General features: G+C 41.2%; 18 protein-coding genes and 1 pseudogene. 2 read left to right on the top strand and 17 right to left on the bottom strand.

Annotated elements, in window-relative coordinates; all coding sequences use genetic code 11:
* Positions 1–33 precede the first annotated feature (33 nt).
* Both tnpB and cyoE read right to left on the bottom strand, forming a co-directional pair.
* Positions 34–1,201, bottom strand: a pseudogene (gene tnpB, locus ACFQ19_RS06425) (IS200/IS605 family element RNA-guided endonuclease TnpB).
* A 208-nt stretch (positions 1,202–1,409) separates the two neighbouring features.
* A complete protein-coding gene (cyoE, locus tag ACFQ19_RS06430; RefSeq protein ID WP_379591248.1) occupies positions 1,410–2,291 on the bottom strand; it encodes a heme o synthase in 882 nt (293 codons plus the stop codon).
* Positions 2,292–2,419: 128 nt separating this feature from the next.
* Between cyoE and moaC the strand changes: the two genes are divergently transcribed.
* Positions 2,420–2,902, top strand: coding sequence for a cyclic pyranopterin monophosphate synthase MoaC (moaC, locus tag ACFQ19_RS06435; RefSeq protein ID WP_379591249.1), 483 nt, complete (start codon positions 2,420–2,422; stop codon positions 2,900–2,902).
* Between the two features lie 105 nt (positions 2,903–3,007).
* On the opposite strand, the gene modB is transcribed toward moaC, so the two are convergent.
* Genes modB through mobA form a run of 4 tightly spaced genes read right to left on the bottom strand, consistent with a single transcriptional unit; the run spans position 3,008 to position 5,593 of the window.
* Complete coding sequence (modB, locus tag ACFQ19_RS06440; RefSeq protein ID WP_379591250.1) at positions 3,008–3,667, bottom strand: molybdate ABC transporter permease subunit; 660 nt, start codon at positions 3,665–3,667, stop codon at positions 3,008–3,010.
* A 9-nt stretch (positions 3,668–3,676) separates the two neighbouring features.
* Complete coding sequence (modA, locus tag ACFQ19_RS06445) at positions 3,677–4,447, bottom strand: molybdate ABC transporter substrate-binding protein (RefSeq protein WP_379591251.1); 771 nt, start codon at positions 4,445–4,447, stop codon at positions 3,677–3,679.
* 14 nt (positions 4,448–4,461) lie between these two features.
* Positions 4,462–4,980 (bottom strand): MogA/MoaB family molybdenum cofactor biosynthesis protein, encoded by a 519-nt coding sequence (locus tag ACFQ19_RS06450; protein ID WP_379591252.1) that lies wholly within the window; start codon positions 4,978–4,980, stop codon positions 4,462–4,464.
* Positions 4,981–4,993: 13 nt separating this feature from the next.
* On the bottom strand, positions 4,994–5,593 hold the full coding sequence (gene mobA / locus ACFQ19_RS06455) for a molybdenum cofactor guanylyltransferase (protein WP_379591253.1): 600 nt from the start codon (positions 5,591–5,593) through the stop codon (positions 4,994–4,996).
* 114 nt (positions 5,594–5,707) lie between these two features.
* Between mobA and ACFQ19_RS06460 the strand changes: the two genes are divergently transcribed.
* Entirely contained in the window at positions 5,708–6,430 is a 723-nt protein-coding gene (locus ACFQ19_RS06460; protein WP_379591254.1) for a Crp/Fnr family transcriptional regulator, read from the top strand.
* Between the two features lie 19 nt (positions 6,431–6,449).
* Here the strand turns inward: ACFQ19_RS06460 and mobB are convergent, their stop codons facing one another.
* The 11 genes from mobB to ACFQ19_RS06515 form a co-directional block, all read right to left on the bottom strand.
* Positions 6,450–6,941, bottom strand: coding sequence for a molybdopterin-guanine dinucleotide biosynthesis protein B (gene mobB / locus ACFQ19_RS06465; protein WP_379591255.1), 492 nt, complete (start codon positions 6,939–6,941; stop codon positions 6,450–6,452).
* Entirely contained in the window at positions 6,942–7,175 is a 234-nt protein-coding gene (gene moaD, locus ACFQ19_RS06470; RefSeq protein WP_379591256.1) for a molybdopterin converting factor subunit 1, read from the bottom strand. It lies immediately after the preceding gene.
* Complete coding sequence (locus ACFQ19_RS06475; RefSeq protein ID WP_379591257.1) at positions 7,172–7,645, bottom strand: molybdenum cofactor biosynthesis protein MoaE; 474 nt, start codon at positions 7,643–7,645, stop codon at positions 7,172–7,174. The genes moaD and ACFQ19_RS06475 overlap by 4 nt, the downstream gene beginning before the upstream one ends.
* A gap of 251 nt (positions 7,646–7,896) precedes the next feature.
* Positions 7,897–9,183 (bottom strand): molybdopterin molybdotransferase MoeA, encoded by a 1,287-nt coding sequence (locus ACFQ19_RS06480; protein ID WP_379591258.1) that lies wholly within the window; start codon positions 9,181–9,183, stop codon positions 7,897–7,899.
* A 12-nt stretch (positions 9,184–9,195) separates the two neighbouring features.
* Positions 9,196–10,203 (bottom strand): MoeB/ThiF family adenylyltransferase, encoded by a 1,008-nt coding sequence (locus ACFQ19_RS06485; protein ID WP_379591259.1) that lies wholly within the window; start codon positions 10,201–10,203, stop codon positions 9,196–9,198.
* Between the two features lie 15 nt (positions 10,204–10,218).
* The gene (gene moaA / locus ACFQ19_RS06490) at positions 10,219–11,229 is read right to left on the bottom strand and encodes a GTP 3',8-cyclase MoaA (RefSeq protein WP_379591260.1); all 1,011 of its coding nucleotides are present in this window, start codon (positions 11,227–11,229) and stop codon (positions 10,219–10,221) included.
* A gap of 116 nt (positions 11,230–11,345) precedes the next feature.
* Positions 11,346–12,833: a tetratricopeptide repeat protein gene (locus ACFQ19_RS06495; protein ID WP_379591261.1), complete on the bottom strand. Its 1,488-nt coding sequence runs from the start codon at positions 12,831–12,833 to the stop codon at positions 11,346–11,348.
* 63 nt (positions 12,834–12,896) lie between these two features.
* Positions 12,897–13,595 (bottom strand): respiratory nitrate reductase subunit gamma, encoded by a 699-nt coding sequence (narI, locus tag ACFQ19_RS06500; RefSeq protein WP_379591325.1) that lies wholly within the window; start codon positions 13,593–13,595, stop codon positions 12,897–12,899.
* A gap of 8 nt (positions 13,596–13,603) precedes the next feature.
* Positions 13,604–14,140 (bottom strand): nitrate reductase molybdenum cofactor assembly chaperone, encoded by a 537-nt coding sequence (gene narJ / locus ACFQ19_RS06505; RefSeq protein ID WP_379591262.1) that lies wholly within the window; start codon positions 14,138–14,140, stop codon positions 13,604–13,606.
* Positions 14,141–14,200: 60 nt separating this feature from the next.
* On the bottom strand, positions 14,201–15,673 hold the full coding sequence (gene narH / locus ACFQ19_RS06510) for a nitrate reductase subunit beta (protein ID WP_379591263.1): 1,473 nt from the start codon (positions 15,671–15,673) through the stop codon (positions 14,201–14,203).
* On the bottom strand, positions 15,663–19,346 hold the full coding sequence (locus ACFQ19_RS06515) for a nitrate reductase subunit alpha (protein ID WP_379591264.1): 3,684 nt from the start codon (positions 19,344–19,346) through the stop codon (positions 15,663–15,665). The genes narH and ACFQ19_RS06515 overlap by 11 nt, the downstream gene beginning before the upstream one ends.
* Positions 19,347–19,513: the final 167 nt, after the last annotated feature.

A 19,513-nucleotide genomic window follows, 5' to 3' on the forward strand; every position in this document is an offset into this window, starting at 1 on the left:
CCTAAGAACACCAACCCATTGGTCAGTTATGGATTAGGCTAGCCCCGCAGTCCCTGCGGTTAATCGCAATGCTTCTTTGCGGAGATTCCTACTTGCGTTAACATCTCTTTGAAGATGGCATTGACAGGTGTCACAAGTCCACGCTCGCAAAGCAAGATTTTTAACGTTTTGGTGTCCACAATTAGAGCACAACTGACTGGATGGATAGTTTTTAGCAACCGTAACCACCCGTTTTCCATACCATTCCGCTTTATATTCCAACATCGTCCGGAGCGCAGACCAGGACACATCGCTAATTGATTTCGCAAGTTTTTGATTTTTTAACATGTTTTTTTACAGACAAATCTTCTATCCCGATAATATCGTGGTTATTGACTATCTCGGTGGAGATCTTAGTTAACATGTCTTTTCTTTTGTTAGCAATTTTTTCGTGCAGCCGGGCTACTTTTCGTTTTTGTGTCTGCCAATTTGCTGAGCCTGCTTGTCGTCTGGACAAAATTACTTGCGCTTTTTCCAGTTTCTCTTCTAATGTCCGGAAAAATCTTGGATTTTCATACACGGTGCCATCGGAAAGCGTTGCAAAATCTGTTAACCCGACATCGATGCCAACGGAGGAACCAGTCTTTTCATGATGCTCCATTTCGGCTTCAGCTAATATCGAAACAAAGTATTTACCGGCAGGGTTGCGTCTGACTGTCACGTTCATAATACGACCTTCCACTTCCCGACTTTTAGCCATACGAACAAGCCCAAGCTTAGGTAGTTTGATATGTTTATCGAATACGGCAATATTTCCATTGACGTATTTCGTTGTATACGATTGAATAGGATTCTTCTTTGTTTTAAAATGAGATGCACCGTTCTGTTTTTTATAATAACGTGTATAGGAATCGTTCACGTTTTCAACCGCTTTTTGAAGAGCAATGCGATCGACTTCTTTTAGGAAGGGATAGTTTTTCTTTAATTCTCGAACTGCTTTAATCGCCTTATTTTTATTGAAAAATTCGCCCTTCCAATTATTTTGAAGAAGCTGCCCGTTTTGTACCATTTCATTCACCATATACCAGTAACGGTCTTGGTCTTTTTGTTTTCCTGTAAAATAATTGTAGACAAAGCGGGCACAACCCATTGTCTTATGGATGAACAGGATTTGATTTTTGTTCGGATAGATACGAAAACGAAACGTTTTTTTAACATTCATGGCTTCTTAACTCCTTCTGTCCATTATATCAGAAAAAGGACTATTTTGGAGCGTTTGTTCGTTTTGTTATTGAATAATTGAGATGCCAAAAACTTCTTGGCGATAGACGATTCACCTCCCCCTTATCGCTAAGAATATACCTTTCACGCGCTTGAAGAGGGGGGTTCTCGCTTGTTTTGATAAAAAGGAACACCCTTCCCCTCTAAAATCAAACCATCCCCACAAAAATCAGCAACATAAACACAATAACCAAATAATTCACCGAATAAAGGAAATTCCATTGCGCCCATTTCCGCTGATTCTTCATCCAAAATCCAGCCAGCGCTAATACAATCCATCCAACATGAAGAATGGTAGAAATTACAACAAAGAGAGTTCCTAATTGTGCGATTAAAAAGGGCAAAGGAAACAGACAGATAATATACACGAGCATCTGTCTTCTCGTTATATCAAAACCATATACGACAGGAAGCATAGGAACTCCCGCAGCACGATACTCTTCACGTCTTTTTATGGCGATAGCAAATGTATGTGGCACTTGCCAAATAAACAAGAGTAAGGACACTGTCAAAGGAACAATATGAATCGCTGAATTCACAACTGCCCAGCCGATCATCGGGGTGACAGCTCCAGAGATACTTCCGATAAGCGTATTTATCGTATATTTTCTTTTCGACCACATTGTGTATAGAACAACATATGTAAACCAGCCGATGAATGCATAGAAGATAACTTCCAGATTAACAACAAGAAGCAAGATAAAGCCTGACACCGTCGCTCCAAGTCCCGTGATGAATACTTGCCTTTTTGTAAACTTTCCTGTTACTGTCGGACGTTTTTTTGTTCGTTCCATTTTGGAATCAATATCGGTATCATACCAATTATTGATAATTAATGCGCCTGCCATCACGAGGGCAGCTCCAATACAAGCAAGCAGGAATTGAAGCCAATAATCCTGAAATGCAGCATTCGTACTAGCAATAGCCAAGACAAAACCCGTCATTACTGGAAGCACATTGGCGATGAGTACATTCCATTTCATAAGTTGTTTCATATCATCTAAGATATGGGATTGTTTTTTTCTTTGCATGATGAATCATCCTTTTTTGACACGTATTCCGTTATTTCCTTTCCAAATTCTCATAACGATCATATTGAATTTCATCATAGCTTCAGCTAAACTTATTATGAACTCTTAAGAAAAGTCAGGTGACGAACATGACAAATTTCACCCATTTTAACGACGATGGACGGGCAAAAATGGTCGATATTTCAAACAAAAGCGAAACCGCTCGTAAAGCCATTGCAAGATCCAGTGTGCAGATGAACCGGATTGTCTATGAAAATATTACACAGCAAAAGATTAAAAAAGGGGACGTATTATCTGTCGCACAGGTGGCAGGAGTTATGGCTGCCAAACAGACTTCTTCTTTTATACCGATGTGCCACCCGATTCCGATAAGTGGGGTTGATTTATCTTTTGAATGGGTGTATACAGAAAAAGACATGTATGAACTTCTTATCGATGCCGAGGTGAAAACAGTTGGAAATACCGGTGTGGAGATGGAGGCATTAACTGCCGCTTCCGCAACCGCATTAACCGTTTATGATATGTGCAAAGCAGTGGACAAAGGCATGGTTATCGGACAGACATACTTACTTGAAAAAAGCGGCGGTAAAAGCGGTGATTATAAAAGGTAATTCAGGCGGGTATTTTCCCTGTCTGATTCTCTCCTCTCCTATATACGTAGATCAAGAAAACACCCATAGAGCCTGTATGCACAACTCGCAGGCTCTATCCACGTTTTACGTATCTGATTTCATTCGATTAATAAGAAATAGAAGCAGAAAAGAAAAGCCGATGCTGATTAACACGTAATACCAGGCGATTGTCGTTTCTCCTGTTTCGATAGCCAGATAAATTGCTGTTGGAATCGTTTGTGTTTTTCCGGGTATATTGCCGGCAAACATTAAGGTAGCACCAAATTCTCCAAATCCTCTTGTAAATCCAAGCACCGCACTTGTCGTAAGCGAACGATATGACAACGGAAGGATCACTTTTAGAAGTACAGCCCAATCATTCGCACCGTCTACTTTTGCAGCTCCAATAATATTTTTATCCACCGATAAGAATCCGGTTTTGATGGATTGGTAGATAAGCGGGAACGCAACAATCGTCGCTGCAATGATGGCGGCAGTTGATGTGAATAATATGCTTTCACCGGCTATTTCCTCTATCATTTGGCCAATCCAGCTATTGGTACCGAACGTTATAATAAGAAAAAAACCTACGACTGTCGGCGGTAATACCAAGGGCAGGAAAAAGATTGTCTCTATGATTGCTTTCCCCTTTCTATCTTTTCGAATGATCCAAAAAGCAGAAAGGATAGCTAGTAGAAAGGCAATAACAGTTGCGATTGTTGCTACATAAAAAGATAACTGAACGGGGTGCCATGACCACTGCATGTCACTCACCTACTCCACCGGTTGGAAGTCGTATTTTTCAAATACGTCTTCAGCCGTTTTGCTGGATATAAATTGATAAAAAGCATCTTTTGCTTGCAAGACATCTGCGTCCTGCTCTTCATGAGGAATGGAAGCAGCATAATAATGAATCGAAGAATGCAGGTCAGAATCGACGTTTTCAATAACCATTACATCCTTTTCATCGATGACATCACTGGCATATACCATTCCTACATCAGCAGCACCTTCTTTGACGAGCATAAGTACTTGTGTCACATCTTTTGTATATACCAATCGCCCTTGGTCTTCCAGCTCATTCCATAATCCCAATGTTTGCAGTGCTTCTTTGGCATAAGACCCTGCAGGAACAGCTTCTGGCGTACCAACTGCCATCACTTTATCTCCGGTCATAAAATCCTCCATGGATGCAACTTCTCCTTCATTTTTCTGAATAAAAACAAGCTGATTTGCAAGAATTTCCTTCCCTTCATCCACTTTGTCTTTCGCAACTAATTTTTCATAGTCTATGCTGGATGCAGAAAGAAAAATATCAATCGGAGCTCCTTGTTCAATTTGTTTTCGCAATGAACCGGAACCGCCATAATTATAAGAAATATCAATGTGAGGATGCTCCTCTTCAAACATTTCCGTCAACTCTGTTAAACTATCTGTCATACTCGCTGCGGCAGAAATGTTTAATTCTACTTCCTTTGTATTATCTTGAGAACATCCTGCAGCCAGGACAATAAATATAAAAATAAGCATATAATACTTTCTCATATGAAACATCCTTCTTACTTCTGTTTACAGTCTTTATGCATTTCTTGAACCATATGTCCAACTTCCGGCAAAATGATTTTTTCCATTGCTAATGTGACTGCACCTGTTGACCCCGGAATGGAAAAAATAATGCAATGCTTTCGAACGCCGCAAATTGCTCTCGATAAAATACTGGCTGTACCAATATCATACTGAAAACTCAAATGCCGAAATAATTCACCAAAACCAGGAAGCTGTTTTTCAAATAAAGGTTCCATTGCTTCTATCGTGACATCCCGATTAGATATTCCTGTTCCGCCATTGACAATAACGGCGTCTATTTTTCCGCTGTCCGTTGCTTTTTCCACCGTCGTTCGAATGTGTTCTCTCTCGTCTGGAATGATGTCATAAAAAGACAGGTAATGTCCCTGCTCGGTTAATAAACTGATTATTTTCTTCCCGCTTTTATCCGTTTCTTTTGTTCGTGTATCACTAACCGTGATAACCGCACACGCAAGTTGTTTCGCAGCACCTTTTCGATGATCTGTAAGCATCTAAAAATCCCCTTTATTCTTTTTCATTTTCTCCATCAACAATCCACCGCTGATAATCCGCCTGCCGGTTGATATTATAAAAATATCTTTCCTCTTCCATCGGGATATAGACCACATTGATACGTTCCAGTAATTGATGAGCAGACAATACGGTTTGTTGAAGTTGATCAAAGATGACTTCTTTTACGCGGCAATGATAAATAGAAAGGAGCAGTTGAATGTTTCCGGAAACGATAGGTACAATAGCATCGATTCCCTCTTTTTTATAGGTTAATAAGGTTTGGAAAACTGCCGAGTCTATAAATGGCACATCAATGGGCACTGTCACATACCAATCAGCTGAAGCATGCTCCATTCCCGTATATATCCCTGCTAACGGACCCAACCCTTTCACGTCCATGTGATCTGTTATAATAGCAACATTCTCCTCTTCATCACGGAAAGATACTTCCAGTTCTTCATTGGTTACCAGAACAATAGAATCTGCAAAGCTCTTTATAGAGTCCATGGAATAGTGGTAAAAGTATTTCCCTTCCCTTTGCAAAAAAGCTTTAGGACTGCCGAATCTTCTTGATCGTCCCCCTGCCAGCAGGATACCTGCTATGGTTTCCATACGATGCGCCTCCTTTCTTAAACTTCACAAATTCGTAACGGAAAGAAAACCAACATATATATACGAGTGTTAAAATAGAATATAGGATATTTCATCCAAAAGGAGTTGACTGCTATGCAAACGAGCGCATTATTACAATCAAAATCAGGGAGGGAAAATATTTCCCAAGAGCTTCGAGCAGTTTTACATTCCATCGGTACTGTAAAAAGAATGGAAAAACACATGTACCTTTTCCATGAAGGAACAGAGTCGGAACAAATATTTATTATTCAATCAGGTCTGGTCCAAGTTTCTAAATTAACAGCTGACGGGAAAGAAATGATTCTACGTATTTGTAAACACCAAGATATCATTGGCGAACTAACGATTTTCAGTGATGATTCCAGATACATGCTCAGTGCAAAAGCGATTGACAGCGGCGACGTATTAGTTATCCAAAAAGACCAATTAGAAAAAGCATTAATGTCCAATCCGCACCTTACATTCGAATACTTAAAATGGGCAAGCAGCCATATGCGAAAATTTCAATCCAAAATGCGAGACCTATTACTAAATGGAAAGAAAGGTGCATTATATTCCACCATTATCCGTCTTTCTAACAGCTACGGCATCCCTAAAGAGGATGGTATATTAATTGATTTAGTCCTGACCAATCAAGAATTAGCAAAGTTCTGTGCTGCAACCCGTGAAAGTGTGAACCGGATGCTGGTTGATTTAAGAAAACATGATATCATTATCATGGACAAATCCGGCCGAATCTTCATTAAAGATATGGCATACTTGCGGGAACAGATAGGCTGTGAAGACTGCCCAATTGACATATGCAATATCAATTAGAACATACCAGCCGTATGTTTTAATTTTGTAACTGTTCCTCCAGCCACTTATAAATCCGGTTTATCTCAGAAACATGAAAAACTGGAAATGGATAGGAATGTTTTTCAAGGGCTACCTGCGTAATGATAGCTTGCACGTTTTCAACTTGATCTAATAACTCGAGCTCCTCTTCCCTGCTAACAAGCAGCACCTTTGGAAAGGAACAGGATTTGAAACCTTCCATAACGAGCAGATCGATGTGCATCATGCTGTAAATGTAAATCATTTCCTCCACTGTCCAGTTTTCTTTGGACAGCTGGAACACATTTCCTCCCTCAACGCCCGAAATGACAGCTCCTGCCTGACTATGTTTTTCACTATCTGTATCCTTGATTCCCTCTGGCTTACCGCCATGACCATGATGTTTTAAAGACGCTGTACGAATCCCTTTGTTGATTGCATATTCAATGAATTGAGCTGCGATCGTTGTTTTGCCGCTATTTTTATAGCCGACAATTTGAATAATATCCATTTAACCACCACTGACTGGCGGGATAAATGCGACTGTATCGCCAGCTTTCACCATGTCCTCTTCCATTGCATATTCCTCATTTACCGCTGTCATGACGTGATCTATTTCAAATAGTCCATACGCTGTTTTAAGTTGTTCTTTTAACTCTCTGATAGTGACAGAATCACAATCATAAGCCAATTGACTTTTCCCCATCTTTTCCTGTATGTCTGCAAAAAATAATAGACGAATCATTTTTTCACATCCTTTATATCTGGAATTCCAGCCGGATATGGAACCTTTTCTAATTGATCTCCTATCCAGGTCGCGCCATCTTCCCAATGTTCTTTCTTCCAAATAGGCACTATTTGTTTGATTCTTTCTATCGCATATTCATTTGCTTCATATGCCGCTTTTCGATGCGGCGAGGAAACACAGATAACAACAGCGATATCTGAAATATCCAGCCGCCCAATACGATGGGTAATGGCCGCTTTCGTGTCCGGCCATTTTTCTTCCATTTCCAACCCAATTTTTTCAAGCATGCTGACAGCCATCGGTTGATAAGCTTGATACGTTAAATACATGGTCCGTTTCCCAGAGGTCCACTCGCGTACCGTTCCAATAAACGTATTAATCGCTCCCGCTTCTCTGCGTTCCACTTTTTGAATGACTTCCTCTACATTAATCGGCTCGTCTACAATCTCATATAACGAATAACTCATCGCTCCTCGACCCTTTCTGACATTTTCATATCGCTATCTATAAAACGAAACTTCATTCAGTGGGAGTTTGCGACGCACAACTCTTTTCGATGGGGCGTAAGCGCAGCCCCAGCCCCAGTCCCAGGACGTTGCGAACTTAGTCTGCTGCTTTTCACCCACTGAATGATTAGCCTTAGTGATTCAGGGAGTTAGCGTCCGTTATCTCCCGCCTAAATACATTTATTTTCTCTCTTTATTTGGAGGCGGGAGTTTTACGGGCGGTTCTCCGTGATAAACTGCTCCATTGTCATTCCTTCCTGATCTTCTAATAGCATGACAGAGACGTTCCTGCCTGCTTCATATCCGCTTGTCCCTCCTGGAAGCTGAATAAGAATATTGGCTTCCGCTAAGGACGAAACAACATTTGATTTATCCAATCCAACCGGGGTGGCAACGAGCTGTCCATGTTGATACCGAATATGTCCTCTTACAAAACGATCAAATGGATTAGGCTTTAGAAGGTCGGCACCCAGTTTTGCTGTTGCTTTCTGTAAAAATGGCGTACCGCTATGCAAAAATGTACGTATAGCAGGCCGCGTATATAGTTCAAAACCTACAAAACAGGCGGATGGATTCCCGGATAAACCGTATAATAACTTGCCGTCCTTTTCAGCTGCCGTTGTCACACTGCCAGGCCGCATTTTGATTTTATTGAATAAAACATCACATCCTAGTTTGGCATAAATGTCTGGTAAATAGTCATAATCACCGACGGAGACGCCGCCGGTAGTAATCAGCATATCCACCTTATCCAGCGCATTTTTTACCTGGTTATAGCATAGTTCCAAATCATCACTAAACTGCCCAAAGTAAAGCGGTTCCCCGCCTGCGCGAATAATTTGCGATTGAATCATAGAAGCATTGCTATTGCGAATTTTCCCCGGCTCTAAGGGGGCATCTATCTCTAACAATTCACTTCCCGTGGCAATAACGCCAATTTTAGGTTTTTTAGCTACGGGGACGTTTTTATAGCCGAATGTTGCCAGCAATGCTACAATCCCGGGTGTGATATAGTTTCCCTTCCTGGTAAGGAGGCTGCCTTTTTTCGTATCCTCTCCAGTGAAAGAAATATTGTTTCCCACTTGGATATTCCGTTTTACCTGGATATAGTTGCTTCCGTTTTTTTCTATTTCGTTTACCTCTTCCAGCATGACAACAGCGTCACAGCCTTCAGGAATCTGTGCTCCTGTCATAATTCGGACCGCTTCCCCTGCTGCTGCCGGGCGCTCAAACACATTCCCGGCACCAATTTCTCCTGCTACTTCTAATTCTGCCGGGCTGTTACGGGACGCATGACCCGTGTCCACCGCACGTATCGCAAATCCATCATATGGCGAGCGGTCAAATGGCGGAACATGATGGTCAGCGATTAAATTTTCTCCCAGGAAGCGGCCATAACTCGCCTCAATCGGTACGTATTCCACACTTCCTGCTTTAGCAAAGTTCATTACACGCCTGATAGCTTCTGTTACTTTAATCGGTTGTCTTCTTTCTACCACAGTTACTCACCTTCATCCTGCTAACTGATAATATATACTTTTTGCTTTTTCAATAGAATTGGTTCCATGAACCAACGTTCTTCCATCTGGAAAGAAAACCAGACGGTAGGCCTTATATTCAACAGATACTAAAAAATCATTTGCCTTTACCGCCCCAATTCTTTTTAACCGTTCCTTTAATACATGTACATTTTGTTGTTGCGAGGTTCTAATCTGTACTGTATTTCTGCCGCAGAGCACCTCAGATTTGGTGCTGGACGAATCTTGTAATGATGGATAGCTTGGATGCTCCCCGCATGTCGGGCAAGTCCTTTTTTTCGCCCGATCCACTTTCATCGTGTAATAATGATTATTCCATAAATCAAACGTCAAAAGAGATGTACGGAGTGCCTCTTTGTCTTCTACCAGTATTTTCAAGGCTTCGGTCGTTTGATGAGCAACTACCATCTGCACAGCTGGCGAAATGATGCCTGCAGAATCACAGGTTGCACCGTTGATAGGAAGGCTATCAAGTAAACATCTCAGACATGGGGATTCATTTGGAAAAATCGTATAACTCATTCCCGTACTTCCAACACACGATCCAAATATCCATGGTACCGGATTTTTCTGTAATAAATCATTCAGCAGAAAACGGGTATCAAAATTATCCGTCGCATCAATCACCAAATCAATGCCATCTAACAACGGCTTTAAAGAAGTTGCATCAGCATCCATCACTCGGGCTTCTATCTCCACCTCAGAGTTGACTGCTTGCAATCTTGCTTTTGCTGCAACAGCTTTTGGCATTTGCTTGTCTACATCTTCTTCCGTATACAGTTGTTGCCTTTGAAGATTGCTTTCCTCCACGTAGTCTCGATCAACAAGTACTAACCCGCCGATACCTGCACGAGTCAAATTTTCAGCATTTGCTGATCCAAGCGCTCCACATCCAATCATAAGCACACGCTTTTTGGAAAGTTTGCGTTGTCCCTCTTCCCCTATAGGGGTAAATAATGTTTGGCGAGCATATCGATCCATCTTCATCACTTTCCTTTAACCGCCCATATAAGACATTTCCATTTTATTTCTGTTTTTGGCTGATTCTTCCGTTCGCTCATCGGAATAGCGATCGGTTCGCTGGTTCCAGATGTTCACAATGTGCGCTTTTATATCTTCATTCCGCATACCAGAGCGTAACATGTCTCTAAAGTCAAATCCGTTTTCAGCAAATAAGCAGGTATACATTTTTCCGTCTGCCGCTATTCTTGCTCTTGTACACGTGGAACAGAAGGATTCTGATACAGAGGTAATAAATCCGACTTCTGTGTTTGTCCCGCGATACCGGTACCGTTTGGCAACTTCACCAAGATATGCTGGTTCCACAGGCTCCAAATCAAAATACTTGTTCAATTCCTGGAAGATGTGTTTTTTCGTGATAACCTTGCTGAAATCCCAGCCGTTGGATTGACCCACATCCATAAACTCAATATATCGTAATGCTATTCCCTGTTCTTTAAAGTAGGCTGCCATCGGAATGATTTCTTTATCGTTCATTCCTTTTTTCACAACCATATTCACCTTTACTTCCAGACCTGCTTCTTTTGCTTTTGTTATCCCTTTTAATACGCGTTCCGGTTTGACATTACTATCATTTATCGATTGAAATAACGTCTCATCCAATGCATCTAAACTCACGTTGACACGTTGAAGACCGGCTTTTTTTAATTTCTCTGCCATATGACCCAGTAAAGAACCATTTGTCGTTAAACCGATATCTTCTATTCCATCAATTTCTATTAATTTTTGTATTAAATTGGGCAAATCTCTTCTTAAAAGAGGCTCTCCCCCAGTTATTCTTATTTTTCGAACGCCCAAATCTGCAAAAATACGAGCTAAGCGTTCGATTTCTTCAAAGTCTAGTAATTGATCTTTTGGCATAAAGACAAAATCTTTTCCAAAAATTTCTTTCGGCATACAATAGGTACATCGAAAATTACAACGATCAATGACAGAAATACGAAGATCCTTTAACGGGCGGCACAATTTATCAGTTATAACGGACATTTTGGATCCCTCCTTTTATCTATCATAGGCACAGTTTACATGTTTCAATCTGCGCAGGCTGTGAAAAATGTCACTAATCCAAGCTGATTCTATGATTTTTTATAACTTGGGTCTCGTTATGATTTCTTATTTACGAGCTTCACAAATTTATCTTCATAGTGTTGCTTTTTCTTCGGCTGATTATTTCGGTTGTAGAACTCAATCATGCCGGCCAGTGCTTCCTCCAACAGTTCTTGATTACGGGTTTTTTCGAGTTGTTTAAAGCCTTTTTCGTAACATTGATCCGCTTTTGAGATATCCTTTTTTTCTCGGTTTTCGTAACAGTATCCCAGCCGGATGAGGGTCAGACCCTTTTCTTCTTTAACATTTGGTATTTTTTCATAGATGGCCAGTGCTTCCTTGTAAAATTCAAAAGCCTGCTCGATTTGGTCTTGTTCAATATAGTTAAAGGCCATCGCTTGAAGTGTATTTCCATATGCAACGGATTTTTTCCGGTCTTCCTTCTCCAGTCCTTCTAAAAACGCTGTAAAAACCTTTTGTGCTTGGTCATAGCTTTTTTCATCGGAATATATCTTCCCTAATGCATATAGAAATTGCATCCGAATTTTAGGAAATGGATGCGATAAGGTTAATCCTTTTTCTAAATACGTTTTCGCTTGATCTTTTTTCAACGTACGAATTGAGAGTGTTCCAATTTTGGAATAAATATATACAATCATAAAATGATCTTTTTCATAGACTTTCGTTAGCTGGTCCAATGCCTGTTTATAATAATTGATTGCTCTTGGAAAGCTTCCCATATTCTCATCGATTTCAGCGAGCATCAATACAGCTTTGGACATGTCTAATGGAAATGCTTCTGACAGTGCTGTCATTTCTTTAATTGCTTTCGTAATGATTTTTCGTGCTTCTTTTAAATCGATATAAAAGTGTATTTCTCCAATTTTTAATAATTCTCTAGCTTCGGAAAGCTTATCTTTCTCTTTCTTATAAGCACTCCCAAGTCGCTGATGCAGCTCGACGGCATCGCTGTAATTTTCAATCTGAATCAATACATCCGATAATTCATATATGGCAGAAATAGTCACGGGGTGTGTTTCAGACAGAGCCTCTCTATAATAGGTCAGAGCTTTCTCATACTGTTTCACACTATTTTCTATATCACCCTCTTTGAAGGATACTTTTGCTAAATCCCTAAAAATAATCCCATATGTGTACATATTCGGATAATGATTTGCATCTAACATAGCTAATAATTTCGCAAGCTCTATCCTGCCATTGGCTTCTTGTCCGTACTCTATTTCCAAATGTGCATACTCCAAATACGTATCAATAACCTTTTCTACATGCTCTTTCTCCACATGTTTGGAAAGCCGTATAGCCTCGCGAAAATAATTTCCAGCTTTATCATAATTTTTTACTTTACGATAATACTTCCCTAAAATACTTCGAACATAGAATGCTTCTGTTGCGGAACATGCATGCTCCTCCAACTGTTGTTCTAATTCTTGAACCCTTTCTGTCACATCATCGATATTTCCAGCTTTAATCTCTTCCCTTAATGCTTGATAAAAAGAGAAAGCATCATCTATATTCACCATCATTAACACGCACCACCTTTTTTTTTATCTATCAACCTTTAAACCATAGTCAAAAAGAGAGCATACTTATAAGCTCTCTTTGGTTGAATGCGTTGGTACACGCTTTTTATAAATCACATAGCTTCTGCGTAAATAACGAACAGGAAAACTAAAAGCATGGACCAATCTTGTAAATGGCCAAACAACATATAAAGCAAAGGTGCAATAAATGTGTATCTTAAACCAAATAGGAACAGACTGCATCAGCTCCGGTTGTACGTTAAAAATAAATAAGCCTCGTAACCACGGCGCAATCGTTGTCCGATAATCAAAACCTTGGGCATCCACATTGAAAGAAGTAGCGATAAGCCCGGAGAGAAGTGCGATTATAACAAAAATTAAAGCGACCCAGTCACTCGCAGAAGTCGTTGCTTTGATTCGTTTCACGCTGATCCTGCGATAGGTTAATAGAATAATCCCTGCAAATGCTGCAATTCCGGCAGGCACCCCAAAACCGATCGCAATCACATGATACATATGTTCTGTAACTCCCAAGGCATTATAGAAACCGACAGGAACAATCAGCCCGAGCACATGCCCTCCAAACACGAAGAGAAGTCCCCAGTGAAATAACAGCGAACCTATGCGGAGCCGCTTCTTCTCCAAAAACTCACTTGATTTCGTTGTCCAGCCGAATTGATCTTTCTGATAACGGTAAACATGTCCTAAAATAAAAATGGTGATTACAATATAAGGAAATACGCCCCATAATAATAGGTCCATCAGTTTCCCTCCTAAACGGCATCTTCTGCTGCAATGTGCAGTCCATGAGCTTCCATCTGATTGAATAGAGCATCGAATAATAAATAATAAAAATTATGTTGCTCCCTTAATTTCTTCTGGATTTCCGCAATGGTTTTTCCATGCATCTCCAGTAACTCATTGCTTGTTTCTATCGGTACTTGAGCACAAAACTCTAATAAGAGCGGCAAGTAATCCGGTAATTCCCTATCGGTTACTTCAAATCCATGTGCCTCATAATATTTTTTTAGTTTTAATAACTCCAGCCCTCTTTCCCGCTGTTCGCCTAATTTCAAATACGTCACATAAAGATTGGTTACTCTGCCGAAATCAAAGTTGTCAATATAATACGTCACCCACTCATCCAGGGACATGCTTTCCACCTTTTGAATAAAACTCCGCAGATTTTCTGTTACTTCCTCATTGGAAAGACCTTCTATTTCTTCTTTTATTTCTGGTACCATTTCTTTCATTTGCTGATTGGGATAAGCAAAAAGAAAAGAAATCAACTGGTAGATTGAGGGATTCATTGTCTTCACTCCTTATTGAAAGCCGGGATTGGTAACACCGTGTTTACCAATCCCGCTTCTTTATTGCAATACGCCGCAGCTTCCCGGTCCGCCTGCAAAATCCAAACCACATGCACCTTGCTCTGCGTACAGATCTGCGACTTCTTCTTTATGACTTTTAGGGATGACAAAGCGATCATCATATTTCGCAATAGCTAATAAACGATACATTTCTTTGATAGCTTTTTCCGTTAAGCCAAGTTCCGTAATGACATCGCGGTCAAAATCCTTTCCAGTTTGCTCAGCCCGCATATAACTGCGCATCACGGCCATTTTCTTCAGCACTTCTCGTATATGACCGGTATCTCCCGCAGTCAATAAATTAGCCAAATACTCGATTGGAATACGCATATCATCGATTGCCGGGAAAATATCAGCTGTATCTGCTGTGCTCCCTTTTCCTTCAATCATATTCATCACCGGACTAAGCGGCGGTACATACCAAACCATCGGCATCGTTCTATATTCCGGGTGTAATGGTAAGGCAATTTTCCAATCAATAATCATTTTATAAAGCGGTGATTGTTGTGCCGCTTCAATCCAATCCATTGGAATACCATCTTTTTTCGCTTGTTCGATGACTTCCGGATCATTTGGGTCGAGAAAAATATCAAGTTGCGCATGATACAAATCCTTCTCATCTTCCACAGAAGCTGCCTCTAATACACGGTCCACGTCATACAACATGATCCCGATATAACGGATACGTCCCACACAAGTTTCGGAACAAATCGTCGGCTCTCCATTTTCAATTCTTGGATAACACATCGTACACTTTTCTGCTTTATTGGTTTGCCAGTTAAAATACACTTTCTTATACGGGCAAGAAGTCGTACAATGTCTCCAAGCACGGCATGCATTTTGGTCAACCAGCACAATGCCGTCTTCGTCCCGTTTGTACATCGCACCTGATGGGCAAGAAGAGACACACGGCGCATTAATGCAATGTTCACAAATACGCGGCAAATACATCATAAATACTTCTTCAAATTCTGTTTTAATTGATTCTTCCATTTGCACAACGTTTGGGTCGCGCAGACCGGTAATATGGCCTCCTGCCAGGTCATCTTCCCAGTTCGGTCCCCATTCTATATCCATGAATTCACCGGTGATTGCTGATTTCGCCCGGGCAACCGGCTGATGATTTTTTTCCGGACTGTTGGTTAATGTTTCATAATCATAGTTCCACGGTTCATAATAATCATCCATTTCTGGCTGATGCGGGTTATGAAACAGGTTCATCAAACGGTTTGTTTTAGAACCTGATTTTAATCGCAATTCTCCCTTATGCAGTTCCCAGCCACCTTTATATTTTTCCTGGTCTTCCCATTGTTTCGGATAGCCAATACCAGGTTTGGTCTCTACGTTATTAAAGTACATATATTCTGCACCTGGCCGGTTTGTCCATGTATTTTTACAGGTTACACTGCAGGTATGGCATCCAATACATTTATCCAGATTCATCACCATTCCTACTTGCGCTTTAATCCTCAAGCCAGTCCACCTCCTTCATTTTTCGGATGACGACATTTAAGTCCCGCTGGTTTCCAGTTGGTCCGTAATAATTGAATCCGTAGCTTAATTGACCATATCCGCCAATCATATGCGTCGGTTTGACGTGAATGCGTGTCGGACTATTATGCGTCCCGCCGCGATTCTTTGTTAAATTGGTTCCCGGTGTATGAATATGACGATCCTGCGCATGATGCATAAACGCCATGGTTCTTGGAATCCGGTGGGAAACAACGGCTCTCCCTACTACCACACCATTCCGGTTAAAGCATTCAATCCAATCATTATCTTCCACATCCACTTCAGCTGCATCTTCTTTGTTCAGCCAAATCGTCGGCCCTCCGCGGAACAGAGTTAACATTGGCTGCGCGTCAAAGTACATGCTGTGGATAGACCATTTATTATGCGGTGTTAAGAAGTTTAATGTGATTTCTTTGCCTTCGATTTCCGGACGTTTCGACCGGAAAGGCTTTTGATTCAAAATAGGTTTAAATACCGCAAAGGATTCGCCAAATTCCTTCATTGTTTCATGATCCACAAAGTAAGATTGCCGACCCGTAATCGTTCTGAATGGAATCATCCGTTCAATATTCGTTGTAAACGGAGAATACCTTCTTCCACCCTTTTCCGAACCGCTAAATGCCGAGGATGTAATCACCGTCTTTGGCTGTGCATTGATTTGTTCCATCGTAAATAATTCTTCTTCCCGCTCTTCCGCCAAATCTTTCAGTTCAAGACTGGTTTGTTCTTCTAACGCTTCCCATGCTTTGACAGCAATCTTCCCATTTGTCGTGGAAGAAAGCATGAGAATAGCTTCAGCAGCATCCTTGGCATTTGTAATGTCCGGATGACCATCTGCAATCGAATCATTATCCACCGTTCCCAACGTGCGTTTAGCATGTTCATATTCTTCTTCCATAGACCAATTTATCCCTTTTCCGCCATAAGGCTCTTTAGCGATATTTGGTCCGAGCGACGTCATTTTGTGATAAATGTTTTTATAATCCCGTTCGACCACATGAATCTGCGGCATGGTTTTGCCGGGAATCGGTTCACATTCCCCTTTTGACCAATCCTTTATTTCTCCGAATGGTTGGGCCATTTCCGCTTTGGTATCATGATTCAACGGTGTAGCAACAATTTCATTCATCGTATCCATATCGACTTCTTCTGCTAAATTGGATACGCCTTTTGCCAATGCTTTAAAAATATCCCAATCCGATTTTGCTTCCCATGGAGTGGAAATTGCCGGATTAAACGGGTGAACAAATGGATGCATATCAGTGCTGGATAAATCGTATTTTTCGTACCAAGTGGAAGCTGGTAAAATCACGTCTGAATACAATGCCGTTCCTGCCATGCGGAAATCCAGGTTGATCAGAAGGTCTACTTTTCCTTCAGGAGCCTCTTCCCGCCATTTTATTTCTTCCGGACGAAGACTGTCTTCATCTGTATTTAACACTCCATGAGACGCACCAAGTAAATGCTTCAAGAAATATTCATGACCTTTTCCGGAACTGGAGATTAAGTTCGCCCTCCAGACAAATAAATTTCTTGGAAAGTTTATTGGGTTATCTGGATCTTCAATCGCAAATTCCAATTTCCTCTCTTTTAATTGTTCCGCTACATACTTCCCGATTTGTTCCGTTGTTTCATTTCCTGCTTCCAATGCTTCGTTATATAAATCAATACCATTCTTATTAAAAGTCGGGTACGATGGTAACCAGCCTAAGCGCGCTGCCAAAACATTGTAATCCGCCGGATGATCATATCTTGCTTTATCCACCGTTGGACTCGCCAATTCATTGATCGACGTCTCTTCATAACGCCATTGATCCGTTGCAAAATAGAAGAATGAAGTACCATTTTGCAATCTTGCCGGACCGCCCCAGTCTTTTCCTGACTGCATCGTCGTCCATCCCTCTACTGGACGTAATTTTTCCTGGCCGACATAGTGAGCCCAGCCGCCACCATTGACTCCCTGCGCGCCAACCATAAGAACGAGATTGACAACCGCTCTGTAAATCGTATCGGAATGGTACCAATGATTGATTCCCGCTCCCATAATGATCATGGAACGGCCGTTGGTATCAATCGCATTTTGAGCAAACTCACGGGCAACTTTAATTACTAAGTTACGGTCAACACCGGTAATCTGTTCTTGCCAAGCAGGTGAAAACGGCGCAATATCATCATAAGACGCAGCAACTTCTCCGCCCAGTCCGCGATCAATGCCATAGTTAGCAAGCATTAAATCATAAACCGTTGCGATATATTCTGTCTCGCCGTCTATTTCGATTTGCTTCACAGGTACTGTACGAGAGAGCACCTTCTTGGTCTCTGCGTCAAAGTACGGCATATCCACCGTCACAACGTCATCTTCCTTGCCGAGAAAACTTAATACCGGCTCAATTTTTTCATTTGTTCTTTCATCAAATAATTTTAAATTCCATTTACCTTGCTCATCCCAGCGCGATCCCATCGTGCCATGCGGAATAGAGAAATCACCCGTACGGTTGTTATACATCGCCGGTTTCCATTCATTATTCTCCAGTTCCATTCCAAGATCTTTCGCATGTAAAAAGCGATCCGCTGTAAACTTTCCATTTTCCTTTTTCAAACGGACAGAAAACGGAAAATCAGTATATTGTTTCGCATAGTCTTCAAAATAGGGTGTCATGTTTTGAGCATAAAACTCATTCAAAATAACATGTCCCATCGCCATAGCCACGGCACCGTCTGTCCCTTGTTTGACAGATAACCAGTCATCCGAAAACTTCGTAGACTCTGCATAGTCTGGACTGATGGAAATCACCTTTGTCCCCTTATATCTAGCTTCGACTAAAAAGTGTGCGTCTGGCGTACGTGTTAACGGAACATTCGAACCCCAGGTAATAATGTAGCTCGAATTAAACCAGTCCGAACTTTCTGGTACGTCCGTCTGATCCCCCCAAATCTGCGGAGATGCTGGCGGTAAGTCTGCATACCAGTCATAAAAACTCAACATCTGACCGCCAAGAAGGTGCATAAAGCGGCTGCCTGATGCATAACTGACCATGGACATGGCAGGAATAGGAGAAAATCCAACATTTCGATCCGGACCATATTTCATCGCAGTATACAAACAGGATGCAGCAACCAGTTTCGTTACCTCTTCCCAGTCTGCACGAGCCAGTCCGCCTTTCCCTCTTGCTTGTTTATAAGACGTTGACTTTTCTTTATCTTCTACAATACTTTTCCAAGCTTCTAATGGATTATCATGTGTTTGTAATGCTTCTCTCCATAAATCAAGCAACCTTTTTCTGACGTAAGGGTATTTCACACGTAAAGGGCTGTATAGATACCAGGAGAAACTTGCGCCTCTGGGACAACCACGCGGTTCAAATTCCGGCATATCCGGACCCGTAGTCGGATAGTCCAGCGCCTGCCCTTCCCAAGTTACAATGCCGTCTTTAACATAGATGTTCCAGCTGCAAGATCCAGTGCAGTTGACACCATGGGTAGAACGAATAACCTTATCATGCTGCCATCTTTTTCTATAAACATTTTCCCAATCACGATTTCCTTCTTGTAATTGGCTATGATTATTGGAATATTTCTCCTTTGGCTTTAAGTAATTCAATCTTTGCCAAAGTGGAGATGGTTTCTTCGCCATCTAAATCCCTCCTAATGGAATTGCTAATCAATCTGGTGCCTATTAAATCATTTCTCATATCACCTCGTTGTGAAAAAAATCACACGGACGGCAGAAGTCAAAATTTAGTCAAATTTAGATGGTTTGTTATTAGAAATTGAAAAAATACTGGTACGGTTAATGGAAAA

It is taken from the genome of Oceanobacillus locisalsi, from assembly GCF_042675985.1.
In the GTDB taxonomy this organism is placed as follows: Bacteria; Bacillota; Bacilli; order Bacillales; family Amphibacillaceae; genus Oceanobacillus; species Oceanobacillus locisalsi.